We start from the raw sequence: 25,454 nt of genomic DNA on the forward strand, positions 1-25,454 counted from the left end.
GACGGTGGACTGGACGCATGACCCACGACGCATTCCGCGACCGGCACCGCGCCCGGCGCCAGGCCCGGCACGGCGACACTCAGGACCACGTGCACGGCCTCACGCAGGACCACGTGCGGGACGACACGCAGGACCACGTGCATGGCGACGCCCTTGGCGACGCGATTCGACTGCGCTCCGTACGGAGGATCCATGGATCGGGGGACGGTGCCGTCGCCGCCCTCGACGACGTCTCCCTCTCCTTCCCCCGTGCCACGTTCACCGCCGTGATGGGCCCCTCCGGTTCCGGGAAGTCGACCCTGCTCCAGTGCGCGGCCGGTCTCGACCGGCCCACCTCGGGGTCCGTGTCCATCGGCGGGACCGAACTGACGGAGCTGACCGAGAGAGGGCTGACCCTGCTGCGCCGCGAGCGTGTCGGCTTCGTCTTCCAGTCCTTCAATCTGCTGCCCGCGCTGACGGCCGAGCAGAACGTGGCGCTGCCGCTGCGGCTCGCCGGGCGCGCGACCTCACGGGCGCGGGTACGGGACGTACTGGACCGGGTCGGTCTGGCCGACCGCGCGAAGCACCGGCCCACCGAGCTGTCGGGCGGCCAGCAGCAGCGGGTCGCGCTCGCCCGCGCCCTGATCACCCGCCCCGAGGTGCTGTTCGCCGACGAGCCGACCGGAGCGCTGGACTCACGGACCGGCCGTGAGGTGCTGGCCATGCTGCGCTCCCTGGTGGACCAGGAGGGCTCCACGATCGTGATGGTCACCCATGACCCGGTCGCCGCCTCGTACGCCGACCGCGTCGTCTTCCTGGTCGACGGGCGGGTCGGCGGCGCGCTGCCGGCGCCGACCGCCGAGGAGATCGCGGCCCGGATGACCGCTCTGGAGGCCGTGCCGTGCTGAGCGTCGCCCTGCGTACGCTGCGCAGCCGCTGGACCACCTTCGCCGGCAGTTTCATCGCGCTCTCCCTGGGGGTCGGGCTGATCGCCACCATGGGACTCGCCCTGTCCGCGAGCCTGGACGCGCCCGAGCGCCGCCCCGAGCGGTTCGCGAAGGCGGCGGTGGTGGTGAAGGGCGCCGACACCCTGCGCGTACCGACCCGGATCGGCGACCGGGTCGCGAAGCTGGCCAGTCCCCGTCCCGTACCGCCTTCCCTGGCACGGGAGTTGGCCGCGCTGGGCCGTACGGTCGAGGACCGTACGTTCGCGGTACGGGCCCAGGGCGGCCCGGCCGGGCTGGTGGGGCACCCCTGGTCCACGGCCGCCTTCGCGCCGTACCGCCTCGACGCGGGCCGGGCGCCGAGGGCGGCGGACGAGGCCGTGGCCACGGGCGACTGGACCGCGCCGGGCCGGCGGGTGCGTACCGACCGGGGGACGGTGACGATCGTCGGTACGGTCCGGGATCTGGGCTTCGAGCAGGCGCTGTTCTACCCGGACGACCGCGCGGCCCGGCTCTCCCCGGAGGTGGATCAGCTGGTGGTGGACGCCGATCCACGTGCGGTACGGGAGAAGGTGGCGGGTTCGGCGGACGCGGCGGGTTCGGCGGACGCGGCGGGTTCGGCCGAGGCGGCGGGCTCGGCCGAGGCGGCGGGCTCGGCGGGCGCGGCGGGCTCGGCGGCCGTACGGGTGCTCACGGGGGCCGACAGGAAGGACGCGGACGCCGATCCGGACCGTGACAGTGAGGCGCTGATCGCGGTGAACGCCATGCTCGGCACGGCGGCGGGGGTCACCGGGTTCGTCTCGGTCTTCGTGGTCGCGTCGACGTTCGCCTTCGCGGTGGCGCAGCGGCGCCGGGAGTTCGGGCTGCTGCGCACGGCGGGCGCCACCCCCGGCCAGATCCGGCGCATGGTCCTCGCGGAGGCGATGGTGGTGGGCGTGGTGGCCTCGGCGGCGGGCTGCGCGCTGGGCGCGCGGGGAGCGCCCCGGCTGGCGGCGTGGCTGGTGGACGACGGGCTCGCACCGCGCTGGTTCGCCATCGGGACGGACACCTGGCCGTATCAACTGGCCTTCTGGACCGGGCTGTTCGTGGCGCTCTCGGGCGCGGTGGCGGCGTCCCGGCGGGCCGGGAGGACAGGTCCGGTGGAGGCGCTGCGTGACGCGGCGGTGGACACCGGGACCATGACCCGGGGCCGGTGGTTCTTCGGCGCCGGGCTGCTGCTGGTGGGGATCGGGCTGCCGGTCCACGCCCTGCTGACCGAGCCGGGCGGGCTGCTGGGCCGCAAGTCGTACACGAGCGGGCCGATGCCGCTGATCGTCGCGTGCGCGCTGCTCGCGCCGGTCCTGATGCCTCCGCTCGCCCGGCTGCTCGCCCGGCTGCTCGCCTGGCTGCCCGCCCGGCTGCCGGGCGCGACCGGCCTGCTGGTACGGGAGAACGCGGCGGCCGGGGTCCGGCGCACCGCGGCCGTCGCCGCGCCGGTACTGGTGACGGTCGCGCTGACGGGCTCGCTGCTCGGGGCCACGGCGACGATCGACGGGGCGCAGGCCGCCGAGATCCGGCAGCGGACCACGGCGGATTTCGTGATCTCCGCGCCGGGCGGATCGGGTGGATCGGGCGGAACGGGCGCGGGAGGGCAGGGCTTCGACGCCGCGACGGTGGAGCGCGTACGGCGGGTCCCCGGCGCCGTGGTCTCCCCCACCGCCGCGAGCGCCGTCCACGTACTGGAGGACGGCGTCGCGCTCATCCGGTCCGACGCCCGCGCGGCCGATCCGGCGGCGCTCGCCGCGACGGCCCGGCTGCCGCTCGCCGCGGGCCGGGTGACCGATCTGGACGACCGCTCGATCATCGTCACCGAGGAGTGGGAGCGTCATACGGTCGGCGAGTCCGTGGACATCTGGCGGGCGGACGGTACGCGGACCTCGCTGCGCGTCGCCGCCGTCATGCGCATCGGGACCGGCGGCAACGGGGTGTACGTGACGCCGCGCAACGCGCCGGGCGCGCCCGTCGAACGGATCGACGTGAGTCTCGCGGAGGGAGCCGACGCGAGCGCCGTGGCGGCCGGTCTGCGTACGGCGGCCGGACGCTCGGGCGGACAGGTGTTCGCCAAGGACGCGTGGGTGGCGGCCAGTTACCCGGAGACCGATGGCAGAACGCGGACGGGGTTCCTGCTGGTCCTGGGCATCGCGCTGCTCTACACCGGGATCTCCCTGGCGAACACCCTGGTCATGGCGGGTTCCGACCGGGTGCGGGAGCTGGCCGCGCTCCGGCTGGCGGGCGCCACCGCGCCCCAGGTGCTACGGCTCGTCGCGGCGGAGGCGCTGCTGGTCGTGGCGGTCGGAGCGGTGCTCGGCACGCTGGTGGCCGTGGTCGGTCTGGCCGGGTTGTGGGGCGCGCTGGGCGTCCTCCACGCGGGGTCCCCGCTCGTACTGCCGTGGGGCGCGCTGGGTGCGGCGGCGGGCGCGTGCGCGGTGCTCGCCACGGTCTCGGCGGTGGTCCCGGCCGCGCTCTCGCTGCGTCCGCGGCCGGTGGAGTCCGCGGGCACGCGTGAGTGACACGGGCCGCGGTGAAGGCCAGGGGCCGCGGTGAACGTCAGAGGAGCTGTCCGGCTCGGGGAGCCACTCGCCTGGGGAGGCCACTCGCCTCGGGGAGCGCGGACCGCACGGCGGCGGACCGGGAAGAACCACGCCCCCCGAGGTTCCTACTGTGGAGACCTACCTCAGAACTGGACGTCGGAGCAGGCGTAGAACGCGTTCCCCGTGTCGGCGATGGTCCAGACGGCCACGATCAGGTGCCGGCCCGACTTCGACGGCAGCGTGCCCGAGTGCGAGAGCGTCGCGGGCGGCTGCTGGTTGTTGTACGGCACCGTCAGGAACGGCTGGGAGTCGAGGGCCGCCCGGGTGACCGGTGCGTTCGAGTTCCATCCGTTCTTGGTGATGTAGTACTTGAAGTCGGTCGTGGCGTGCCGGGCGGTGAACTGCCAGCGGAAGTTGTAGCTCTGGCCGCCCGATACCTTGGTGGTGGGCCAGGCACCGCCGCGCGGGTCGTCGAGCTGCGCGAACTGGCCGAGACCGCCGGAGCAGATCTTGCCGTCGGCGGGACCGCCGGCCGGGAAGCCCTTGGGCCCCTCGACGCTCTGCGGCTCCCACTGGATGTTGCCGCAGTTGCTCACGGTGCCGTTGGCACAGAGCTTCTGACGGCTGATCGGTGAGTCGGTGTAGCCGTGGCTGCTGGCACTGCCGGTGGCGAGCAGGGATACGCCCGCGACCGCGAGGCCGACCACGGCCGCGCCTATCTTCTTTCGCATGCTTCGCTCCAGAGAACGTGGGGAGTTCGGTGAGCCGTGCTGCGCGCGTGCAGGTGAGCGTTTATGCGGTCTAGACCAAGTCCTAGAGTATGGACAGAACTTGACCGTGTCCATAACAAGTACGAACAAGGTCCAGACCAATCACCGCCGAACGGTCACCATTTCTCCGCGGCTCCCTGACGACCCGTGTAGAACGCGACGGTGAGGTCCTTGACCAACGCCTTGCGCTCGTAGTCGTCCAGCTCCACCAGCCCCCGCGAGGTGAGCCGGTTCACCGTGTCGTCCACCGCGTCGACCACCGACGTCAGCACGGTGTCCCGGTGCCTGGCGTCGATCGCCGCGATCCGGCTGCGCTGCATCGCCGTCGCGATCTCCGGCGCGTACTCGATCCGGGTCGGCTGCGCCGAGAAGACCTCGACGCCGACCGGCCGGCACTCCGCCGACAGCAGTCTGGTCAGAGCGTCGCCGACGGCCTCCGCGTCGCGCAGCGTCGGCGCCTCGTCGTGGAACGCGTCGGCCGGCAGCTGCGAGAGGACCCGCGCCATCGCGGCTTCCACCTGCTCGCGCAGATACTCCTCGTGGTCCTTGACGCCGAGCGCCGCGCGTACGGTGTCCCGCACCCGCCAGACCACCAGCACGACGACCCGCAGCGCGGTGCCGTTCGAGTCGACCGCGGGCATCGGCTCGCTGCGCCAGTGCCGCAGCCGTACGTCGACCCCGCGACGGAGCAGAAGCGGGCTCACCCACAGCAGTCCCGTACGGCGCACGCTGCCCCGGTAGTCACCGAAGAGCGTCAGCACCCACGCCTGGCCGACCCGGCCCCGGCCGAGCCCGCCGAAGGCGAGGAGCGTGACCGTCACCCCCAGCACGAGCAGGGCCCACTGACCGAGTCCGATGCCGTGGTACGGGCGCCAGGGCAGCCCGAGCACCCTGGACGCCCCGTCCGGTACGGCTCCGGTCGACCACACCACCACCGCGCAGCCGATGAGCGTCACGCAGCCGACGAGGGCGGCGGCCCAGCCGGGCAGCACCGGCCCCGGCCGCTCGGTGAGCTTGGGGTCCACCGGCGGCGCGGCGCGCGTCGGCGCGACCGGCATGGGCGCGGGCCCCGGCACCCGGCGGACCCGGGGCTGCTCCCCGGTCCCCCACCGGCGTCCGACGACGGTGGGCCTGACGGGCTGTCCCGCGGGATGTCCCACCGGGTGTCCGGCGGAGTGTCCGGAGGTTTCGAGCGCGTCGGCCTCGTCGCGGAAGAGCAGATGGACGGGGATCTCCTGGGTGCTCTCGCCCACGATGAGCGGGCTCCACCGGGGAACACCCGCGGTGCGTACGAACGGAGCGGCCCCCGCGCCGGGCGCCTGAGCACCGAAGGCGGCGAGGACCGGGCGGTCCGCGTGCGTGCCGTCCCCGACGGGACCGGCGGGAGCGGGATCGACGCGAGCGGGATCGTCCTGGACGGGGGCGTCGTGGGCGGGAGCGTCCTTCCCGAGGAGCACCGGCTCCGGACGGCGTCCGCCACCACTTCCGCCGTCGTCGGGAGCCGGCCCTTCCCTTCGCGTCACGCCCTCCGGTACGAGCTCCGCCGTGTCCTCAACCGCCGGATCGACCGTCGGCTCGGGGGCCCGGTGAGGCACCCGCTCGGACTCGAACTCGAACTCGGACTGGGGCTCGGGATCGGGTCCGGGACCGGGCCGGTTCCGGCTCTCGTTCCGGCTCTCGTTCTGAGGCTCGGGCTCGGGGCTCAGCTCCACCGGGGGCGGTGTGCGCCGTACCGTGAACACGCCCCTCAGCTCGTCCTCGTCGCCATTCGGCCGCCACGTGGTCGTCATCCTTGCCTCCGTCATGCGAAGAGTCGCCGCCAGGTTTCCGGACCGGGGTAGCCGTTGGCCGCGCTGCCGCTCCAGCCCTGAGCGCGCTGGAACGCCTCGGTGTTACGCCGGTCGGCCTCGGTCCAGGCCTGGCCGGGACCCGAGGTGTAGTGCTTGCCGAAGCCCTTCTTCACCAGTTGTCTGCCGAGCTGTTCGACGTGGACGCTGGACTGGCCGGGCCGGAAGAACCCGACGCCCGGGAACGCAGCCTTCCCCGTACCGCTCCCGCTCCCGTTCCCACCGCCACCACCACCGGCACCGATCGAGCCACCACCGCCACCGCCACCGGCGGAGCCGCCGGGGCGCCCGCCCGCGTCCCCCGCCGGGATGTTCCTGCCCAGGCCCTTCACCAGCAGGTGCCAGGTCCCGGGCCCCGGCCTGCCGTCCGCCTCCGCGCCGCGCCAGCCCTGCGCGAGCTGGAACGCCTGCGTGGCCTGCCGGTCCGCCTCGCCCCACTCGGGTCCTGGGCCCTGGCTGTAGAACCGCTTGCCGCCCCGCTGGATCAGCAGCCGGCCGAGCCGGGTCACATGCGCGTTGCGGGCGCCCGGCCCGAAGGAGCGCGCCCCCGGGTACGCCAACGACGCCCCGGCCCCGCCGCCCATGGCCGAGTTCGGCCCCTTGCCTTCCGAGACCTCGGTCAGTCCCTTGTAGCGGTACGGCACGTAGCGGTCGGGGTTGTTCCAGTACCCCACCGGCGTGGACTCCGTACGCGTATGCGGCTTGGTCTGCTCGTAGGCCACGTAGTAGGAGTGCGTGTAGTCGGTCCAGCCGCCGAAGAGTGTGACGTGCGACCCCTTGTTGGGGTCGGCCGGATTGTGGAAGAGCAGCATGTCCCCGGGCTCCAGCTCGTCCCGCGAGATCCGTACGCCGAAATCCGCCAGGCTGCCCGTCCACTCGTTGTCGGAGAGGTTCCAGGCCATCGACACATAGCCGGAGCAGTCCTGGCGGTACCCGTCCGACCAGTACTTCTCCATGCTGTACGGCACCTGCGCCTGCACCCACCGCTTGGCGCGGTTGATGATGTCGGCCCGGGTGGTCGCGCGCAGTTCGCCCGGCGGCTTGCTCGACTGTGGTCGCCCGTGCAGGGGGCCGCTGCCGCCCTGGGGGGTGACCGGATGCGGATCGACGGAGGTTCCGGTAACCGGATCGACGGAGGTGCTGCCGGCCGTACCGGGCGGCGCCGCGGCCCATGCCGTGCCGGCGCCCGCACCCGGCACGCCCAGCGCCACCCCCGCGGCGGTCACCAGCACCAGCGCGCGCCGGGCACCGTGCGCGGCCGGATGGCCACCGGCCCGTACCGCCAGCCCTCTGGCCAGATCGCGCCGGCGCTCGGCGCATCCCGCACAGGGGCAGTCGGGAGCGGGCTCGTACTCCTCGAAGACCGGGACGGTCATGCGATCCCCTCCACACTCATCAGGATCTTTGGGCGCGGCTGCACGAGCGCCAGTGTGTCAACTGTCTGAACAAATCGCATTTTGACGGATCAAAGGTAAGAAAAGACAATCCGACAGGCCGCAACACCCATCAAATGGTCGGGGCCACCCCAGCCGATCGGGTAGAGTTGGCCAGGTCAGCAGGCGCCGCTAGCTCAGTTGGTTAGAGCAGCTGACTCTTAATCAGCGGGTCCGGGGTTCGAGTCCCTGGCGGCGCACGCACAGTCGAGGCCCCCTCACTTCACGTGAGGGGGCCTCGCTCGTTGTGTTTCCCCACTCGGTGACGCGCACGCTCACGCACCCCGCACGCGCCCGCTCACACACCCGCTCACGCACGGGCGAATTCAGACAGGTGGCCGGTCAACTACACAGCGTCTTCACGTCACGCACCGTTGCGCCTCCCTGGCCCCGGGCACCTCGCGCGCCAGTGAAACAGTCGGTGAAGTACCGCCTGAGCTGCGACGTTTCCCGAAACAACACGGTGACACCCCGCACCGCGCCGCTCACGATACGATTCCTCCGGGGCGGATGCCCCAGGGTTCTTCACACGATCAGACTGAGCTTGTGAACGCCAATGGGGCGTGCGGTCCGAACAGTTGGACGCGGTACGAGGGGATGTCCCAGCGGCGGGTCCGGCGGGGGCGGGGGCCTCGTCTGCGCGGGGTGGCCGTAGCCGGCGTCATGCAACCGGACGGCCACCGTTTCCTCTCTATAGGGACGGGGACCGCAATTCACGCGTCCGGGGCGATGGTCGAGGGGGACCATTCCGGATGAATCGATCGACCGATCACGCCATGCGAGCGTGCGGGGGGATGACTCATGACGTCGACGCCAGACGGCGGCCAGCGGGACAACGACGTTTCCCGGACCACCCAGCTCCGGATTCCCTCGCATCTCAGAAGGGGCGGGGGCCGGCAACGGCCGAGGCAGGACGTCCTGCCGAAGTACGACTACGAGCACTACAGCCGGCTCGCAGGCCCCCTCACCAGGCCCGACCCGGCCAAGCCGTACCGCGTCCAGTACCGTTCGCTGCTCTCCCAGGAGCCGCACCGCATCCGCGCCGCCCTGCTGCTCGGCGCGGCGCCGCTGCTCTCGCTCGGACTCTTCGTCTGGCTGATGCAGCCGCAGCACTGGACGGAACGTGACCCGAACCTCAAGAACGATCTCCTGCTCGTCCTCGACATCGTGATGCTCGTCTCGATCGGACTGATCGAGCTGTTCCGCACGATGAATGTCCTCTCGAACGCGCACGCGACGCTGGTGGCACGCGACCCGGTGCCGGTGGTGCCCGAGGCCCATACCCGCGTGGCCTTCCTCACCTCCTTCGTACCGGGCAAGGAGCCCCTGGAGATGGTGACGAAGACGCTGGAGGCCGCGGTGCGGATCCGGCACCGCGGGCCGATGCACGTATGGCTGCTGGACGAGGGCGACGACCCGGCCGTCAAGGAGGTCTGCGGCCGCCTCGGCGTGTACCACTTCTCCCGCAAGGGCGTGGCGAAGTGGAACCAGGCCAAGGGCGCGCACCGCGCGAAGACCAAGCACGGCAACTACAACGCCTGGCTGGACGCGCACGGCGACGACTACGAGTTCTTCGCCTCCGTCGACACCGACCACGTACCGATGCCCAACTATCTGGAGCGGATGCTCGGTTACTTCCGCGACCCGGACGTCGGCTTCGTCATCGGCCCGCAGGTCTACGGCAACTACGACTCGTTCGTCACCAAGGCCGCCGAATCGCAGCAGTTCCTCTTCCACGCGCTGATCCAGCGCGCGGGCAACCGCTACGGCGCCCCCATGTTCGTCGGGACGAGCAACGCCGTCCGGATCAGGGCGCTCAAGCAGATCGGCGGCCTGTACGACTCGATCACCGAGGACATGGCGACCGGCTTCGAGATGCACCGCGCCACGAACCCGCGGACCGGCAGGAAGTGGCGCTCGGTCTACACCCCGGACGTGCTGGCCGTGGGCGAGGGCCCGACCGCCTGGACCGACTTCTTCACCCAGCAGCTGCGCTGGTCGCGGGGCACGTACGAGACGATCCTCAAGCAGTACTGGCGCGGGTACGGCACGCTGCCGCCCGGCAAGCTCTTCAACTACACGATGATGATCATCTTCTACCCGATGTCCGCGCTCAACTGGATCCTGGCGGCGCTGAGTTGCGCGCTGTTCCTGGGGATGGGCGCCTCGGGTGTGCAGATCGACCCGGCGATCTGGATGATGCTGTACGGCAACGCCTCGGCCCTCCAGATCGGTCTCTACATCTGGAACCGCCGGCACAATGTCTCGCCGCACGAGCCCGAGGGCTCCGGCGGGCTGGCCGGTATGGCGATGTCCGCGATGTCCGCGCCGCTGTACGCCCGGTCCCTGATGGACGCGGTCCTGCGGCGCAAGAGCGGCTTCGTGGTGACGCCCAAGGGCGACTCGTCCAGCCCGGACACGCTCTTCGGCACGTTCCGGATCCATCTCTTCTTCATCCTCGTCTTCGGCGGATCGCTGGTCTCCTCCTTCTTCTTCGGGCACGACCATCCGGCGATGATCACGTGGGCGACGCTGGCCATGCTGATCACGGCGGCGCCGATCATCGCCTGGCGCTGGGGGATGCGGTCCGCGGGCCAGGTGCCACCGACCGTGCCGCGGCCGGCCGTCACGCACCCGGCCGCTCCCTGCCCGACCGCCCCGGACCCGGCGCTTCCGCGGACCGCGCCCACCGATCAGACCGTACGGATTTCCCTTGGGGGACATAAGAAATGAGCGCGATTCCCGTCCGGCACAACCACCGCAAGAACCGTGCCCGTCGCATAGCGATAGGCGCCGCGGTGATCGTCGCGGTGGCTGGCTTCAACGGACCCGCGCTCTACCGTTTCGGCTCCGAGCAGTACCACGAGTACACGATCAACCGCCCCGAGTACAAGGCGGAGAACGGCCACTGGGACTTCCTGGACGTACCGGCCGACTTCAAGATCAACTCGATCCACGCCTCCCTGCTGCACACCGGCAAGGTGCTGCTGATAGCGGGCTCCGGGAACAACCAGAAGAACTTCGACGCGGGCAAGTTCGAGTCGGTGCTCTGGGACCCGGAGACCAACAAGTACAAGATGATCCCGACACCCAAGGACATGTTCTGCTCCGGGCACACCCAGCTGCCCGACGGGAACCTGCTGGTGGCGGGCGGCACGAAGCGCTACGAGAAGCTCAAGGGCGATGTCACCAAGGCCGGCGGCCTGATGATCGTCCACAACGAGGACCCGGACAAGCCGATCACGCTGCCCGCCGGCACGGTCTTCACCGGCAAGGGGAACGGCAGGACGTTCGTCTCCAAGGACCCCGTCCTGGTCGAGAAGGCGACGAAGGTCTTCGACAAGGAGACCGGCGCGTTCCTGCGGACCGAGCCGGGTCTGGGCCGTATCTACGTCGAGGCGCGTGAGGCCGGCAAGAAGTACGAGACCGGCACCGAGGACAACTACCGCGTGCACGGCATGAAGGGCTCCGACGCCCGCAATGTCTACGGCATCGCGCAGAAGCTCGCCCTCGACAAGAAGGACTTCCAGGGCATCAGGGAGGCGTTCGAGTTCGACCCGGTCGCGGAGAAGTACATCAAGGTCGACCCGATGAACGAGGCCCGCTGGTACCCGACGCTGACCACGCTCAAGGACGGCAAGGTCCTGGCGATGTCCGGTCTTGACGAGATCGGACAGATCGTCCCGGGCAAGGACGAGATCTACGACCCGGAGACCAGGAGCTGGGAGTACACCGGGATCATCAGGAAGTTCCCCACCTACCCCGCGGTCTTCCTGATGGACAACGGCAAGCTCTTCTACAGCGGGTCCAACGCCGGTTACGGGCCGGCCGATGTCGGCCGCGACCCCGGGATCTGGGATCTGGACACGAACAAGTTCGAGAAGATCCCCGGGCTGGGCGACCCGGACCGGATGGAGACCTCGGCGACGGTCATGCTGCCGCCCGCGCAGGACCAGAAGTTCATGGTCATCGGCGGCGGCGGGGTCGGTGAGTCCGACAAGTCCAGCGACAAGTCCCGGCTGGTCGATCTGAAGGACCCCGACCCCCGCTTCACGGACGGCCCGACGCTGGAGAAGGGCACCCGCTACCCGAGCGCCTCGCTGCTGCCCGACGACAGCGTGCTGGTCACCGGCGGCTCGGAGGACTACCGGGGGCGCGGCGGCTCCGACGTGCTCCAGGCCCGGATGTACGACCCGGTCTCCTCCACGTACAAGCGGGTGGCCGACCCGGCGGTGGGCCGCAACTACCACTCGGGCTCGGTGCTGCTGCCCGACGGCCGCGTCATGATCTTCGGCTCGGACTCGCTGTACGCCGACAAGGCCAACACCAAGCCGGGCGTCTTCGAGCAGCGGATCGAGATCTACACCCCGCCGTACCTCTTCCGCGACGCACGGCCCACGCTCTCGGGCGGCCCGAAGAGTGTCGAGCGCGGCGGCACGGCGGCCTTCAGGACGAAGGACCCGGCGTCGGTCAAGACGGCGAAGCTGATGCGACCGAGCGCGGTCACCCATGTCACCGACGTCGAACAGCGGTCGGTGGCCCTGGACATGAAGAAGACGGCGGACGGCATCGAGGTCACGGTCCCGAAGAACAGCGCGCTGGTCCCGCCGGGCTGGTACATGCTGTTCGTCACGGACGAGGAGGGAACGCCGTCGGAGGGCGTGTGGGTGGAGATCCCGTAGAGGGAGTCCTGTTGAGGGAGTCCTGTTGAGGGCCCCGTGAAGGACTCCTTAGGGACGGGCTGAGCCCGCCCCTACGCCTCCGGAATCCTCGGGCTAGCCCCCGCTGTTGCGCGCCAGGTCCAGGGCGTAGTCCGGGTACCAGTCCCCCGCCTTGGGGCCGCCCTTGCAGTCGCCGTCCGACTCTCCCGGGCGCTTGATCCAGAGATACGCCTTGACCAGCGGGTCGCCGGTTTGCGTCGTCGGCTGTTCGCCGAGCGCCCGGCCCGGCGGGTTGCACCAGTTCTCGGCCGGATCGCCCTTCGTGTACGGGCCGTTGCCGTTGCGGCTGGTGTCGATGACGAAGGGTTTGCCGCCGACCTTCGCGGAGAGCCGCTTGCCGAAGTCCGCGCTCGCCGCGGTCGGGTAGAAGTTGGACACGTTGACCGAGAAGCCGTCCGCGTCGGCGATGCCCGCCCGCTGGAGCGGTTCGAAGAGCGCGTCCGGTGTCTGCCAGCCGGCGTTGCCCGCGTCCAGGTAGACCGAGGTCGCCGGCTGCTGCTTGAGCCGCTGGACGGCGCCCTTGAGCAGGTCGTACCGCTCCTCGTGGAACTGGCCGGGCGTGCAGCCGTCGACCAGGTGCAGGACCGCGTCGGGCTCCAGGATCACGGTCGCCCGGCGGTCGCCGATGCCCTTCGCGACCTGGTCGACCCACGCGCGGTACGCGTTGCCGTCCGCGGCGCCGCCCTTGGAGAACTGGCCGCAGTCGCGGTGCGGGATGTTGTAGAGGACGAGCAGCGCGTCGCGGTCGGCCTTCGTCGCCGCTTCCGCGAAGCCCTTGGCCTGCGTCTCGGGGGTGTCGGGGCCGATCCACTCGGCGACCGGCTGTTCGGCGATCTTCCGGATCAGAGCGGCGTTCCCGGAGTCGCCCGCGCTGTCGTACGCCGCGGCCTGACGGGCCGCCCTGCCGTCGGGGTTGACCCAGTACGGCGCGTCCGCCTTGGGCCGCTGGCCGATCGGCGCCGGCTTCGCACCGCCGCCCTCACCGCCGTCGCCGTCACCGTCGCCGTCGGACGAACAGCCCGCGAGCAGCAGCACCGCCCCGGCCGCCGCCACACCGGCCCGTACGCGTCCGGCCCCGGCGCCACGGCCGCGACCGGAATAACTGCCGTACATCCACTCCCCCTTGGTGCACCGTCACTGTGTCGCCGTCACTGCGTCCGGGATCCGGGGCCCGGGGTCCTGGGTCCTGGGCAGCCCTCCCCCGGCCCCCCGACCGGGCCCGCCCGGTCGTCGCCAATCCTGGCATACCGGTCCCGGGCCGGGCCGCATCAGCTGTCACGCGGCTCGCTCACTCCCGTCAGATACGCCGAGACCACCACATTCGCCGTGTAGGAGTCCGTCGCGCGGTCGAAGGTTCCACCGCAGGTGATCAGCCGCAGCTCCGCGCGGGACTTCTTGTGCGGCCCGTAGACCTTGTGCGCGTCGAAGCGGTCCCTGCCGAAGACCCGCACCTCATCGATGGTGAACTCGGCGGTCCTCCCGTCGGCCCTGGCCACCCGGATCTTCGCGCCGGGCCGGGCCGCGCTCAGCCCGTGGAACACGGCCGGTTTCGTCTCGGTGTCGGCGTGGCCCACGAAGAGCGCGGCGCCCTCCGCGCCCGGCTGGACCCCGGCTCCGTACCAGCCGACCGCGCGCGGTGTCGCGTACGGCGGCGGATCGATCGCCCCGGTGCCATCGAGCCCCCGGGTCACGACCGGCGCGTCGATCCCTATCGACGGCACCTCCAACCGCCGCGGCTCCGCCGGGTCCAGCGGGGCACGGGCCGGGGGCCGCGCCGCCCCCTGCGGACGGCCGACCGCCGCCACATCGCCGGTGGTGAGCGCGGACCACCCGCCGGGTCCCTCGCCGGCGTCGCGGCCCCAGAGCCAGAGCACCAGCAGCAGGACGGCCCAGGTCACTCCGGCCAGCAGTCTGCCGACGCCCGGGGTGGCGCTCCGGCCGGGCATATCAGTCCGAGTCCCGGTCGGAGTGGCGCGAGCGCCGTGCGCTCCTGAGGGCCACGGCGACCGCCGCGACACCCGCCAGGACCAGGCCGATCACCGCGTGCGGGGTCCCGGGCCCGGTCGCCTCGGCGGCCGTCCGCGCGTCTGTCCGTAGGTCCGTCCGTACGTCGCCCGCGGCCCGTACCTCGTGTACGTCACGTACGTCGCCCACGTCCGTGGCCACGTCCGCGGCCAGGGGCGCCGTACCGCCGCCGCCCGCCCGGACCGGTGCGACGGGACTGGCGTGCTGCTCGGGCCGGTCCTGCCCGGCATGGGCGACGACCTCGAAGCGGCCCGCGCCCGCGTGACCATGACCGTCGCAGCGCACGTCGATCTCGTATCCGCCCTCCTTGACGGAGGATCCGATGACGGTGGATCCGGTCAGCGCGCCGCCGGCGCGGTCTCTCAGCTCCGCGCCGGCGACGAAGGCCCGCGACACGGCGGCTCCCGAGCCGTTCCGGCAGCCCTCGGCCCTGATCTCGATCTCGCCGCCCGGGGCGACGGCGGACGGGGTGACCGTGACCCGTACGGAATCGTGGGCCTGCGCGGTGACGGCGCCGAGGACGGGCGTGGCCACCAGCACGGCGACCGCCCCCGCGCCACGGAGAGCGAGCAACCCTGAACGCATCGTGTACCTCCTGGTACACGACAGACTCACGCGCGCCGCGGGTTTTCGCATCCTCAGCGCGCGGTCACTCGCTCATACGCCGCACGGACACACTCAGACGCCCCGCGGACGCGTCCTCAGACGCGGTCGATCAGATCGGCGATCGAGTCGACGATCGTCGACGGGCGGAACGGGTAGCGGTCCACATCGCCGGGGGTGGTCACGCCGGTCAGCACCAGGAAGGTCTCCATCCCGGCCTCCAGCCCGGCCAGCACATCGGTGTCCATCCGGTCACCGATCATCGCGCTGGTCTCGGAGTGCGCGCCGATGGCGTTGAGCCCGGTCCGCATCATCAGGGGGTTGGGCTTGCCCGCGAAGTACGGCTCCTTGCCGGTGGCCTTGGTGATCAGCGCGGCGACGGCGCCGGTCGCGGGCAGCGGTCCCTCGGTCGAGGGGCCGGTCTCGTCGGGGTTGGTGCAGATGAACCGCGCTCCGCCGTTGATCAGCCGGATCGCCCTGGTCAGCGCCTCGAAGCTGTAGGTACGGGTCTCGCCGAGCACCACGTAGTCCGGCTCGTGGTCGGTGAGGATATAGCCGATGTCGTGCAGGGCCGTGGTCATCCCGGCCTCACCGATGACATACGCCGTACCGCCGGGCCGCTGGTCCTCCAGGAACTTGGCGGTGGCGAGCGCGGAGGTCCAGATGTTGTCCACGGGCACATTCAGCCCCATCCGGGCCAGCCGGGCCTGGAGATCGCGCGGGGTGTAGATGGAGTTGTTGGTGAGGACGAGGAACGGCCTGCCCGACTCCCGCAGTCGCTTGATGAACTCGGCGGCGCCGGGGATCGGGACGCCCTCATGGATGAGGACGCCGTCCATGTCGGTGAGCCAGGACTCGATCGGCTTGCGCTCTGCCACTGGACTGTTCTCCGCTCTGCGGTGGCCAATAATGCACGGTCCGACACGCCCAGCCTAACCAGGGCGTGCGGTGGACGGCACAGGGTCCCGTCCACCGCACGCGGGCCGCCGCCGGGGCCGGCCGGTCAGCTGCCGGTGGCCGACTTCCAGGCGTCTATGTACGCGTCGAGGTTCTTCTCGATGTCGTTCCAGTCCGGCTCGAAGATCTCGACTCCGTCGATCAGCTTCGTGAGCGCGACGGCGTTGACGTCGGTGGGCTTGATGTCCGTACGGGCCGGGAAGCCGCCGCCGATCTCGCTGACCTGCCGCTGCGCCCGCTCGGCCAGCATGAAGTCGAGGAGCTTCTTGCCGTTGGCGCTGTGCGGGGCCTTGCTGACCAGACCGGCCGCGTAGGGCAGTGCGAAGGTGGTGGGCCTGCCGCCGTCCTTCGCCGGGAACCAGATGCCGAGGTTCGGCATGGACCTGGCCTGCGCGAAGTTCATCTGGACGTCTCCGTTGGCCACCAGGATCTCGCCCTTGTCGACCTTGGGCGCGAGCTTGGAGGTGGAGGACGACGGGCCGACGTTGTTGGCCTGGAGCTTCTTGAGATAGGCCATCGCCGGCTCCTTTCCGCCGAAGTCGTGCATGGCCTTGATGACCACGGCCGTACCGTCGCCCGCGACGCCGGGCGTCGAGTACTGGAGCTTGTTCTTGTACGCCGGGTCGAGCAGGTCCTCCCAGGTGGTGGGCGCCTGCTTCGGTTCCTTGGTGTTCCGGATGAAGCCGAAGTAGTTGTTGACGACCGCGGTCCAGGTGGAGTCGGCCGACCTGCCGGCCGCGTCGAGGTGCTCGGCGCCGCGCGGATCGTACGGCTGGAGCAGCCCCTTGGCGTCGGCCTGCTGGATGAACGGCGGGAGGGTGACGAGGACATCGGCCTGGGTGTTGGACTTCTCGCGGACGGCGCGCTGTACGACCTCGCCGGATCCGCCCTCGACGTAGTCGACCTTGATGCCGGTCTCCTTCTCGAAGTCCTTGAAGACCTGGTCGTACCAGCCGTCGCCGTTCTCGCCCTTGAGTCCGTCGGCGCTGTAGACGGTGACGGACTTCTCGTCCGAGGCGGTGGAGGAGGAGCCGCAGCCGGTGAGGGAGAGGGCGAGGACGAGACCGCCCGCGAGCAACGGCACGGCGGGGAACGGCTGGTGGGTGAAGGCGCGCATAACGTGGTCTTCTCCTAGCGGAAAGTGGCTTTGGTGCGGATACGGGAAAGGGCGAGCAGCACCAGCAGCGTCGTGCCCATCAGGACGACGGCGAGGGCCGAGCCGGTGAAGAGGGAGCCGCGGTCGGTGGCGGTGAAGATCCGTACCGGCAGGGGCATCCAGTCGGGCGGATAGAGCATCATCGTGGCGCTCAGCTCGCCCATGGAGAGGGCGAAGCAGAGGCCGGCGGCGGCGTTGAGCGACGGCAGCAGGAGCGGGATCCGCACCCGCCACAGCACGTACGAGGGACGGGCGCCGAGCGACGCGGCCGCCTGTTCGTACATCGGGTCGAGCCGCCGGACGGCCGCCGACACCGACTGCTGGGCGAACGCCGTGACCAGCACGGTGTGCGCCAGGATCACGATCCAGCGCGTGCCGTTCAGCAGCAGGGGCGGCCGGCTGAACGCGACCAGTACGGCGAGCCCCACGACGACCGACGGCACGGCGACGGGCAGCATGAACAGCGCGTCGAGGAGGCGGCGTCCGCGCCGTTCGAGCGCGGCTCCGGCCAGCGCGGCCCAGGTCCCGATGGTCAGCGCCAGCAGGCTCGCGGTGACGGCCGTGATCAGGCTGGTCGTCAGGGCCTGGAGCGATTCCCCTCGTACGGCGGCGCTGTAGTGCCCGGCGGTCGGCCCGGAGGGCAGCGCGCCCGACCAGTTGGTGGAGAACGACGCGGCGACCACGACGAGCAGCGGCAGCGCGAAGAGCGGGAGGAAGAGGACGAGGAAGCCACCCCAGGCGGCCCATCGTCCCGTACGGCTATGCACCAGCACTGCGAGCCACCATTCGGTAGACGGCGTACAGCCCGACGGAGAGCGCGACATTGACGACGGCGACCACGCAGGCGGCCGGATAGTCGGATTCGAGGATCGCCTTGCTGTAGACGAGCGCCGGCAGGGTCGTGACGCCCTTGGCGCCCGTGAAGAGCACGATGCCGAACTCGTTGAGGCAGAGGACGAGGACGAGACTGCCGCCGGCGGCGAGCGCGGGCAGCGCCTCGGGCAGGATGACCCGCCGCACGATCCTGGCCGGCCGGGCACCGAGCGAGGACGCCACTTCGAGCTGCGCGGTGTCGAGTTGGGAGAAGGCGGCGAGCAGCGGGCGTATCACGAAGGGCGTGAAGTACGTGATCTCCGCGAGGAGCACGCCCCAGGGAGTGGTCAGGAATTGGACCGGCCCGGACGCCGCGCCCGTGAGGTCCGCCCAGGCGCCGTTGACCATGCCGGCCGTGCCGTAGATGAACAGCAGCGCGAGTGTGATCAGGAAGGACGGGAAGGAGAGGAAGACATCGATGAAGCGGGCGACGGCCCGGCTGCCGGGGAACGGTACGAAGGCGATGACCAGGGCGAGGGCGAAGCCGAGGACCAGACAGCCGGCGGTCGAGCCGAGGGCCAGCCAGACCGTGGTGGTGAGCGCCTCGCGAAAGGCCTCGGAGGCGAAGACCTCGGTGTACGGCTCGATCGAGGTGCCGCCCTCGTCGGGGGAGAAGGACTGCCGGACGACCAGGGCGAGCGGATAGAGGAAGAAGAGACCGAGGGCGGCGACGGGAGGCAGGACCCAGAGAAGCCTCCGGCCGCGCCGGGTTCCACGGGTCTTCGGCGTCTCACGGTCCCTACGCGTCGCGCGGTCCTTCGGCGTTTCGTCGCGGTCCCGCGTCCCGTCGCGGTCGTTCCGCGTCCCGGGCCGCCGTACGGACTCCCGCTCCGCCACCTCACCGGGCACGGCGCTAGACATCGGGGCCACCGATCCCCGCGCCCGCGGGCAGCAGCACCGCGTCCTCGGGCGCGAAGTGCACGGTCACCTCGTCGCCGAGGGCCGGGGGCTCGCGCAGTTCCCGGACGTCCGCCTTGAGCCGGTGGCCGGCCACCTCCACGTACAGCCGGTGGGTGGAGCCGCGCCACTGCACCTCGGCGACCGTGCCGCGCAGGGCGTTGGGCCCGGCGCCCAGGCCGACGAGGTGCGGGCGTACGCAGAGGGTCGCCGTGGCGCCCCGCGCCGCGTCGCCGGTCGCGACCTCGATCTCCGTACCCGCGAAGCCGACCCCGGCCGCGCCGACCGTGACGGGCAGCAGGTTCGCGTTGCCGACGAAGGACGCCGTGAACTCGGAACGGGGGTTGCGGTACAGCTCGCGCGGGGTACCGCAGTCCGTCAGCCGCGCCCGGTCCATGACGGCGATCCGGTCCGCCAGGGTGAGTGCCTCGACCTGGTCGTGGGTGACATACAGGACGGAGACATCGGGCAACTCGCGGTGCAGCCGGGCCAGTTCGGCGAGCATTCCGGAGCGCAGCCGCGCGTCGAGCGCGGAGAGCGGCTCGTCGAGGAGCAGCACCCGGGGGCGGATGGCGAGCGCGCGGGCGATGGCGACGCGCTGCTGCTGACCGCCGGAGAGTTCGCGCGGGTAGCGCCGGGCGTACGCGGCCATGCCGGTCAGTCCGAGCGCCTCGGCGACCCGGCCGGGGATCTCGCCCCTGGGGACCTTCGGGTCCCGCTGCGCCTTGAGCCCGAAGGCGACGTTCTCCTCGACCCGCAGATGCGGGAAGAGCGCGTACTGCTGAACGACCATGCCGATGCCGCGCCGGTACGGCGGCAGGTCGGTGACGTCCCGGCCGCCGATGAACACCCGCCCGGCGGCGGGACGTACGAATCCGGCGACGGCGCGCAGCGCGGTCGTCTTGCCGGAGCCGGAGGGGCCGAGGAGCGCCATGAACTCCCCCGGCTCGACGGTCAGATCGAGGGAGTCGAGGACGGTCGTCCCGCCGTACGCGACGGAGACGCCGTCGAAGCGGATGCCGCCGCGCGGGGACAGGGACGGGGACTCGGACGGGGACGCGGGGGTGGGGGTGGGGGTGGGGGTGGGCGAGGGACCGGCATCCGGCGTGGCTTCGGAGGTGGCGTCCCCGACCACGGGGTCGGTGGTCATCACTCCGCCTCCGCCGCGGCGAGGGCGGCCGGCAGACCGGCGACCGACGTCAGGACATGCGTCGCGCCGTTCGCCTCCAGCGCGTCCCGGTCATGAGCACCGGTGAGCACGCCCGCGACGATCCGCGCGCCGGACCGTACCCCGCTGAGCATGTCGTACGACGTGTCACCGGCGACCGCGATCTCCCGGACCCCGTCGGCCACGCCGGTGCGCAGGAAGGCCGCGAGCACCATGTCCGGGTACGGGCGCCCGCGCCCGCCCGCGTCGGCCGGGCAGAGGGTCAGCTCCACCAGGTCCCGCCAGCCCAGGGCGTCGAGGATCGCGTCCTGGGTGACGCGGGCGAAGCCCGTGGTCAGCACCACCGTCCGGCCCGCGGCGCGCAGTTCCTCGATGGCGTCGCGCGCACCGGCCACGGGCGCGATGTGCCCGGCGGCGACCAGCTCCCCGTACGCCGCCTCGAAGGCCGTGTTCGCCTGCTGGGCCTTCGCCTCGTCGCCGAAGAGATGCCGGAAGACGGAGATCTTGGACTCGCCCATGGTGGCGCGCACATGACCGAGCATCGACTCCGGCTCGGCGCCCATCCGGCGCACCGCCGCCGAGAACGCGCGCTCGACGAGTCCGCCGTCGGCGACCGTGGTGCCCGCCATGTCCAGCACGACGAGCTTGATCGCGTCGATCGCGCCCTTGGTGCTGTCGGCCGGCTTCCCCGTCCCGTTCGGCATGTTCGGCTTGTTCACCTTGCTCGCCTCATTCACCTTGCTCACCAGTCCAGTTCGTTCGCGGTCGTCTCGGCGATGGCGGGCGAGCAGGTCATCCCGCGCCCGCCCGGTCCCGTCACCAGCCACACCCCGTCCCGCACCCGCTGCCGGTGCACGACGCGGCTGGTGTCGGTGCACTGCGCGTACACCCCGGCCCAGCGACGCCGGATCCTGGGCAGCGGCCGGCCGAGGAAGGACTCGACGACGGCGGTGAGATGCGCGTACGGGTCGTCCAGCAGGTCGAAGGCGAAGGGGTGCGCGTACTCATGGGTGTCGCCGATGGTCAGCCCGCCGTCCTTGCGCTGCACCATCAGCAGCTGCATCCGGTGCTCGGCGGCCACGGGAGCCTGTGCCTGCCCGGAGCTGAGCGCGTCGAGCGCCGCGCTCGCGTAGGCCGGGTAGTAACGGAAGCTGTCGGCGTCCGCGACGGAGGTGGGGAGGTCCTCGCCGAGCGGATCGGTCTGCATCATCTGGAGGCGCACGCGGCGCACGGGCAGATCGGGCACCAGCTCGCGGACGAGCCCGCTCAGCGCGGCGCCCGTACAGAGGATGACGGCGTCGCCGGAGTGCGTCTCACCGTGGTCGTCGCGGACGGCGTGCTCACCGACGACCTCGCGGACCTCGCGCCCGCCCAGGTACGTGTACCGCCCGGAGGCCAGCAGCTCCCGCTTGAGGGCGAGCTGGGCCGTACGCGGCTCGACGGCCGCGTCCCGCTCGCACCACAGCGCGGCCGTGAAGTCACCCCGGAGCGCCGGGTTGACCTCCCGCGCCTCGGCGGCGGTGAGCAGTCGGTAGCCGCGGGCGGCGGCGTCGGGGCGGGAGACCGCCGACTCGGCGACGGCGAACTCCAGTTCGGTACGTACCGGCGTCAGCGAGCCGTTGGCCCGGAAGCCCAGCTCAGGGACGCGGCGACCGATGTCCTCCCACAGCTCGCGGGCCCGCAGCGCCGTCTCCAGCTCCTCGCCGCCCGCCCGGCCACTCACCCAAATCTGTCCGAAATTACGGAGAGAGGCCCCTCGCGCCTCGGTCTCGCGCTCGATCTGTACGACCTCGTGGCCGCGGTTCACTGCGTGCCAGGCGTGCATGGTTCCCACCACGCCGGCTCCTACGACGATGACTCTCACGACGGCAACGCTCCTCGCGGCTGGTGGCCCGGAGCCGTCCAGTTGGCAACCGGACGGTGAACGGGCGCTCAAGTTCGGACTAGACCCGTTATCTATCCGTGATCGAGCGAGATATTCATCGCCGCCGTGGCGACTGTCCGCCAGTCATGAGCCACCTGTTGCCGACCGTCGGCCGGGCCGCCGTCGACCGCCCGCCGACGACCGCCTGCCGACGACCACCGCCGACCGCCTGCCGTCAGTCGCGGGCCGTCAGTCGCGGGCCGCGCCCAGGTGGGTGGTGAAGCTGAAGCGGTCGCCGCGGAAGAGGGTGCGTACGCGCTCCAGCGGGGTGCCCTCCGTATCGCGGGACACCCGGTGGATCAGCAGCATGGGCAGCGCCGGTGGAGTGCCGATCAGCAGCGCCTCGCGCGGCGTGGCGAGGACGGTCTCGATCCGTTCGTCCGCGTCGCCGAAGGAGATGCCGAGCCCGTCACGGAGATAGGCGTAGAAGGACGAGTCGGGGTCGAACTCCGTGCCCAGGGAAGGCGCTCGGGCGACGGAGACATACGTGCTCTCCAGACCGACCCGCTCGTCGTCGGCCAGCAGCACCCGTTCCATGTGCCAGACCGGCTCACCACGCTCCACCCCCGTCTCGGCGGCCAGCGCGGGCGGACAGGGGAAGCGGTCGAGCGAGATGAGGCTACGGCCCGGCCTGCGGCCCTGCCTGCGTACGCCCTCGGTATAGCTGGCGAGCGAGAGCGGCTGCTCCAGCTTGGGGCCCGCGACGACCGTCCCCCGGCCCTGTCTGCGCAGCCGGCCCTCCAGCAGCAGTTCGCGCAGGGCCTGGCGCACGGTCTCGCGGGAGACCTCGTACCGTACGGCGAGATCGCGTTCGGTGGGGAGCAGCCCGCCCTCGCCCAACTCCTCGATCAGGACGGCGACCCGCGCCTTGACCGCGTAGTACTTGGGGATGCGGCCGTGCTCCGGAATACCGGAGCGGACGGGGGCGCCAGGTGCCTGATCGTTCGGGTAGTCCACTGGGGGATGTTCGCATGGGGCGGGCGGGCCCGGCAGGTCAGGGGCGCCCGGCCCGCAGCCGCCGCACGCCGACGACCAGCACGATGCCGGCCGTGAGCAGGGCCGCGGAGGCGGCGATACGGCCGATGAGGTCGCCGCCGGTTCCGGTGCGGGCGAGCGCGGGCGGCTCGGGGGGCTCGGAGGGGCCGGACGGGCGCGTCATGCCTATGCCGGAGTCCGGGACCGAGTCCGGGGCCGAGTCCGAGTCCGGGACCGAGCCCGGGGGCGAACTCGCCTCCGTACGCACCCCCGCGTCCGCGTCCGTCCTCTTCTCCTTGTTCTCGCTCTTCTCCTTGTTCTCGCTCTTCTCCTTGTTCTCCCTGTTCTCCCTGTTCTCCCTGTTCTCCCTGTTCTCCTTGTCGCCGTGCACTCCGCCCGCGCCGATGGCGAAGTGGTACGCGTTGGACTCCCCCACCCAGTCACCGTCACGACCCCGGCGCTGCACGGTCGCGGCGCTCATCAGGACCCTGTTCGGGCGCGTGTCCGCCGCGAACGCGAGCCGCGCGCTGACGGTCACGGTCCGGCCCCCGGGGACGACGAAGCCCGGGAAACCGTCGTTGAGGACACCGACGATCTCGTCCTCGTCGGTCTTCTCCAGCGACAGCGTGCGCCACCGCCCCCCGTCGCCGGACGTCGCCGGCCTGATCTGGAGCGTGACCTGGGAGACGGCGAGCGTCCGGTCCCGGTCGGCGAGGACGACCACGGGATGGATGTACCGGCAGTCCGCGTCAGTGGTGTTGGTCAGATCGAGATACCAGGCCCCGGGACCGCCGCCCGGCCGGAAACCGGCGGGACCGCCATGGATACGGGCCTCGATCGGGAACTCACGGTCGAACACGTCGCCGCAACGGGGCTCACGCGCACCGGCCGTGGCAGCCGGGACAGCCGGGACAGCCGGGACAGCCGGAGCCTGCGCTGCCCGTGCTTCCGGTGTGAGCACGGGCAGGGCGGACAGCACGGACAGGGCGGTGGGCGTGATCGCGGTGGCCGCGGTGACGCCGAGGGTGAGGACGCGCCGGAGCCGCGCGGTTCGGGCGGGACGGCTGGATCGCGAGGAGAACGAGGGTCGTATGGATCGCATGGGTCGCACGGCCTTTGCTGATCGCGTGGCGGTCGAGAGGTCCGGGCAGTTGCCTCGCCGGCCGGTCGGCCGCCCTGGGATGGGGCCCGCATCCACGACGCTGTCATGTACCGGAGGCCCGACCCGAACGCTGTACCCCCAAACGGATGACCGATCGAACAGATGAACTCGATCAGCCCAGTTCCGCACCTCGGCGATGCCGGAACACCGGCGCCAGGACCAGCTGCGCGGCCCCCTCCGCGACCGGGTCCGCGCCTCCTTCGGCCGCCGCCACGGGAATGCCCGCGCCCCGGGCGCGTTCGGCGACGACGGCGGCCACTCCCCGTACGAAGCGCTCCTCGTGCGCGGCGATCGTCCGGCCGCCGAGCAGTACGCGGTCGATGTCGAGCAGCCCCACCAGGTTCGCCGCCCCGGCGCCGAGCACCCGCGCGGCCTCCGCCAGATCGCCGCGGGCGACCGCCGCCAGACAGAGCGCCTCGATACAGCCGCGGTTTCCGCACTCGCACAGGGGCCCGTCGAGCTGGATGACCTGGTGGCCGAACTCGCCCGCGCCGGTGCGCGCCCCGCGATGGAGCGTGCCGCCGAGGACGAGCCCGGCCCCCAGGCCCGTACCGAGATGGAGATACACGAACGAGTCGCCGGGCCCGCGCAGCGCGAGTCCGAGGGCGGCGGCGTTGGTGTCCTTGTCGAGGACGACGGGGAGCTGGAGCCGGGCGGCGAGGGCCTCGCGCAGCGGGAAGCCGTCCCACTGCGGAAAGCCGGTGACGCGCCGGGGTACGCCGGTGACGTGATTGAGCGGACCGGGCATCGCGACTCCCACGCCGAGCGGTTCCCCGACACCGGGCGGTTCCCCGATAGCGAGCCCCGCCTGTACGGAATCCACGCGCGTGCGCCCGGCCTCGCCCCGTGCCAACTCGTTCCGTACCGCCTCGTTCCGTCGCGTCTCGCCCCCCGCCCTCTCCTCGCGTACCGCCTCGCCCCGTACCGCCTCCGCGCGTACGGCGTCCACCTGCACCGCCGCCGCCTCGATCACCTGCTCCGCCCCCGCGCCGAGGTCGAGCGGGACCCTTCGTACCGCCACCGGCGTGCCGGCCAGGTCGACCAGGACCGCCGTCAGTTCGTCGCGGTCCAGATGCAGGCCCACGGCGTGCGCGGCCGAGGGGACGAGCCGCAGTACGGTCCGGGGCTTGCCGCCCGTGGAGGCCCGGCGCCCGGCCTCCGCCGCCATGCCCTCCGTACGCAGCCTGGCCGTGATCTTGCTGACCGCCTGCGGGGTGAGGCCGGTGCGCTCGGCCAGTTCCAGCCGGCTGATCCCGCCCTCGCCCGCCGTACGCAGCAGATCGAGCACCAGCGCCGCGTTGTGCCCGCGCAGCACCGGAAGATTGGCTCCCGCGCTCCCTCTGTTCACACCTCCGCCCACGCCTGTGTGCACGCCTGCGTTCACGCCTCCGCCCATGCCTCTGTTCACGCCCCTGTTCACATCCGTCACGTCTGCCATTGTCTCTCGTGC

General features: G+C 71.6%; 20 protein-coding genes and 1 tRNA gene. 5 read left to right on the forward strand and 16 right to left on the reverse strand.

Annotated elements, in window-relative coordinates; translation table 11 throughout:
* Positions 1 to 17: 17 nt before the first annotated feature.
* Both CU044_RS14605 and CU044_RS14610 read left to right on the forward strand, forming a co-directional pair.
* Entirely contained in the window at positions 18 to 887 is an 870-nt protein-coding gene (locus CU044_RS14605; RefSeq protein WP_129769011.1) for an ABC transporter ATP-binding protein, read from the forward strand.
* Positions 881 to 3,472 (forward strand): ABC transporter permease, encoded by a 2,592-nt coding sequence (locus tag CU044_RS14610; protein WP_129769012.1) that lies wholly within the window; start codon positions 881 to 883, stop codon positions 3,470 to 3,472. Before CU044_RS14605 ends, CU044_RS14610 begins: the two co-directional genes overlap by 7 nt.
* Before the next feature lie 164 nt (positions 3,473 to 3,636).
* Here CU044_RS14610 and CU044_RS14615 read toward each other — a convergent pair whose 3' ends face one another.
* The 3 genes from CU044_RS14615 to CU044_RS14625 form a co-directional block, all read right to left on the reverse strand.
* Positions 3,637 to 4,224 carry a lytic polysaccharide monooxygenase gene (locus CU044_RS14615; protein WP_129769013.1) on the reverse strand — a complete coding sequence of 196 codons (588 nt, stop codon included), beginning with the start codon at positions 4,222 to 4,224 and terminating at the stop codon, positions 3,637 to 3,639.
* 155 nt (positions 4,225 to 4,379) lie between these two features.
* Entirely contained in the window at positions 4,380 to 6,053 is a 1,674-nt protein-coding gene (locus CU044_RS14620) for an SPFH domain-containing protein (protein ID WP_129769014.1), read from the reverse strand.
* Positions 6,054 to 6,064: 11 nt separating this feature from the next.
* Positions 6,065 to 7,486, reverse strand: coding sequence for a peptidoglycan-binding protein (locus tag CU044_RS14625; RefSeq protein ID WP_129769015.1), 1,422 nt, complete (start codon positions 7,484 to 7,486; stop codon positions 6,065 to 6,067).
* A gap of 183 nt (positions 7,487 to 7,669) precedes the next feature.
* Between CU044_RS14625 and CU044_RS14630 the strand changes: the two genes are divergently transcribed.
* From CU044_RS14630 to CU044_RS14640, 3 genes are all read left to right on the forward strand, one after another.
* Positions 7,670 to 7,743: transfer RNA gene (locus CU044_RS14630), tRNA-Lys, on the forward strand.
* Positions 7,744 to 8,344: 601 nt separating this feature from the next.
* A complete protein-coding gene (locus tag CU044_RS14635) occupies positions 8,345 to 10,276 on the forward strand; it encodes a cellulose synthase catalytic subunit (RefSeq protein ID WP_129769016.1) in 1,932 nt (643 codons plus the stop codon).
* On the forward strand, positions 10,273 to 12,225 hold the full coding sequence (locus tag CU044_RS14640; RefSeq protein ID WP_129769017.1) for a galactose oxidase-like domain-containing protein: 1,953 nt from the start codon (positions 10,273 to 10,275) through the stop codon (positions 12,223 to 12,225). Before CU044_RS14635 ends, CU044_RS14640 begins: the two co-directional genes overlap by 4 nt.
* Positions 12,226 to 12,318: 93 nt before the next feature.
* Here CU044_RS14640 and CU044_RS14645 read toward each other — a convergent pair whose 3' ends face one another.
* From CU044_RS14645 to CU044_RS14705, 13 genes are all read right to left on the reverse strand, one after another.
* Positions 12,319 to 13,377 carry a glycoside hydrolase family 6 protein gene (locus tag CU044_RS14645; protein ID WP_129769018.1) on the reverse strand — a complete coding sequence of 353 codons (1,059 nt, stop codon included), beginning with the start codon at positions 13,375 to 13,377 and terminating at the stop codon, positions 12,319 to 12,321.
* 155 nt (positions 13,378 to 13,532) lie between these two features.
* Positions 13,533 to 14,210: a class F sortase gene (locus tag CU044_RS14650; protein WP_129769019.1), complete on the reverse strand. Its 678-nt coding sequence runs from the start codon at positions 14,208 to 14,210 to the stop codon at positions 13,533 to 13,535.
* Between the two features lies 1 nt (position 14,211).
* Positions 14,212 to 14,874: a hypothetical protein gene (locus CU044_RS14655; RefSeq protein ID WP_129769020.1), complete on the reverse strand. Its 663-nt coding sequence runs from the start codon at positions 14,872 to 14,874 to the stop codon at positions 14,212 to 14,214.
* Positions 14,875 to 14,990: 116 nt separating this feature from the next.
* Positions 14,991 to 15,770, reverse strand: coding sequence for an HAD-IIA family hydrolase (locus tag CU044_RS14660; protein WP_129769021.1), 780 nt, complete (start codon positions 15,768 to 15,770; stop codon positions 14,991 to 14,993).
* A gap of 125 nt (positions 15,771 to 15,895) precedes the next feature.
* The gene (locus CU044_RS14665) at positions 15,896 to 16,966 is read right to left on the reverse strand and encodes a 2-aminoethylphosphonate ABC transporter substrate-binding protein (protein ID WP_129769022.1); all 1,071 of its coding nucleotides are present in this window, start codon (positions 16,964 to 16,966) and stop codon (positions 15,896 to 15,898) included.
* Between the two features lie 14 nt (positions 16,967 to 16,980).
* Positions 16,981 to 17,778, reverse strand: coding sequence for an ABC transporter permease subunit (locus CU044_RS14670; protein ID WP_129769023.1), 798 nt, complete (start codon positions 17,776 to 17,778; stop codon positions 16,981 to 16,983).
* A complete protein-coding gene (locus tag CU044_RS14675; RefSeq protein WP_129769024.1) occupies positions 17,765 to 18,739 on the reverse strand; it encodes a 2-aminoethylphosphonate ABC transporter permease subunit in 975 nt (324 codons plus the stop codon). The genes CU044_RS14670 and CU044_RS14675 overlap by 14 nt, the downstream gene beginning before the upstream one ends.
* Positions 18,732 to 19,925, reverse strand: a complete 1,194-nt coding sequence (locus CU044_RS14680; RefSeq protein WP_129769025.1) for an ABC transporter ATP-binding protein — start codon at positions 19,923 to 19,925, stop codon at positions 18,732 to 18,734. Before CU044_RS14680 ends, CU044_RS14675 begins: the two co-directional genes overlap by 8 nt.
* Positions 19,925 to 20,647, reverse strand: a complete 723-nt coding sequence (locus CU044_RS14685; protein ID WP_129769114.1) for a phosphonatase-like hydrolase — start codon at positions 20,645 to 20,647, stop codon at positions 19,925 to 19,927. The genes CU044_RS14680 and CU044_RS14685 overlap by 1 nt, the downstream gene beginning before the upstream one ends.
* A 38-nt stretch (positions 20,648 to 20,685) precedes the next feature.
* The gene (locus CU044_RS14690) at positions 20,686 to 21,807 is read right to left on the reverse strand and encodes a TIGR03364 family FAD-dependent oxidoreductase (protein ID WP_129769026.1); all 1,122 of its coding nucleotides are present in this window, start codon (positions 21,805 to 21,807) and stop codon (positions 20,686 to 20,688) included.
* 249 nt (positions 21,808 to 22,056) lie between these two features.
* A complete protein-coding gene (locus CU044_RS14695) occupies positions 22,057 to 22,824 on the reverse strand; it encodes a GntR family transcriptional regulator (RefSeq protein ID WP_129769027.1) in 768 nt (255 codons plus the stop codon).
* A gap of 37 nt (positions 22,825 to 22,861) precedes the next feature.
* Complete coding sequence (locus CU044_RS14700; protein ID WP_129769028.1) at positions 22,862 to 23,944, reverse strand: hypothetical protein; 1,083 nt, start codon at positions 23,942 to 23,944, stop codon at positions 22,862 to 22,864.
* Positions 23,945 to 24,116: 172 nt separating this feature from the next.
* Positions 24,117 to 25,400 carry an ROK family transcriptional regulator gene (locus tag CU044_RS14705; protein ID WP_129769115.1) on the reverse strand — a complete coding sequence of 428 codons (1,284 nt, stop codon included), beginning with the start codon at positions 25,398 to 25,400 and terminating at the stop codon, positions 24,117 to 24,119.
* Between the last annotated feature and the right edge of the window lie 54 nt (positions 25,401 to 25,454).

Source organism: Streptomyces sp. L-9-10 (assembly GCF_004151105.1).
GTDB lineage: Bacteria > Actinomycetota > Actinomycetes > Streptomycetales > Streptomycetaceae > Streptomyces.

Coding starts and splice junctions, on each gene's coding strand:
- CU044_RS14665 (WP_129769022.1), bottom strand. CDS start 16,966: ATGCGCGCCTTCACCCACCAGCCGTTCCCCGCCGTGCCGTTGCTCGCG.
- CU044_RS14635 (WP_129769016.1), top strand. CDS start 8,345: ATGACGTCGACGCCAGACGGCGGCCAGCGGGACAACGACGTTTCCCGG.
- CU044_RS14650 (WP_129769019.1), bottom strand. CDS start 14,210: ATGCCCGGCCGGAGCGCCACCCCGGGCGTCGGCAGACTGCTGGCCGGA.
- CU044_RS14645 (WP_129769018.1), bottom strand. CDS start 13,377: ATGTACGGCAGTTATTCCGGTCGCGGCCGTGGCGCCGGGGCCGGACGC.
- CU044_RS14680 (WP_129769025.1), bottom strand. CDS start 19,925: ATGACCACCGACCCCGTGGTCGGGGACGCCACCTCCGAAGCCACGCCG.
- CU044_RS14675 (WP_129769024.1), bottom strand. CDS start 18,739: ATGTCTAGCGCCGTGCCCGGTGAGGTGGCGGAGCGGGAGTCCGTACGG.
- CU044_RS14605 (WP_129769011.1), top strand. CDS start 18: ATGACCCACGACGCATTCCGCGACCGGCACCGCGCCCGGCGCCAGGCC.
- CU044_RS14640 (WP_129769017.1), top strand. CDS start 10,273: ATGAGCGCGATTCCCGTCCGGCACAACCACCGCAAGAACCGTGCCCGT.
- CU044_RS14620 (WP_129769014.1), bottom strand. CDS start 6,053: ATGACGACCACGTGGCGGCCGAATGGCGACGAGGACGAGCTGAGGGGC.
- CU044_RS14685 (WP_129769114.1), bottom strand. CDS start 20,647: ATGCCGAACGGGACGGGGAAGCCGGCCGACAGCACCAAGGGCGCGATC.
- CU044_RS14705 (WP_129769115.1), bottom strand. CDS start 25,400: ATGGGCGGAGGCGTGAACGCAGGCGTGCACACAGGCGTGGGCGGAGGT.
- CU044_RS14655 (WP_129769020.1), bottom strand. CDS start 14,874: ATGCGTTCAGGGTTGCTCGCTCTCCGTGGCGCGGGGGCGGTCGCCGTG.
- CU044_RS14615 (WP_129769013.1), bottom strand. CDS start 4,224: ATGCGAAAGAAGATAGGCGCGGCCGTGGTCGGCCTCGCGGTCGCGGGC.
- CU044_RS14700 (WP_129769028.1), bottom strand. CDS start 23,944: ATGCGATCCATACGACCCTCGTTCTCCTCGCGATCCAGCCGTCCCGCC.
- CU044_RS14625 (WP_129769015.1), bottom strand. CDS start 7,486: ATGACCGTCCCGGTCTTCGAGGAGTACGAGCCCGCTCCCGACTGCCCC.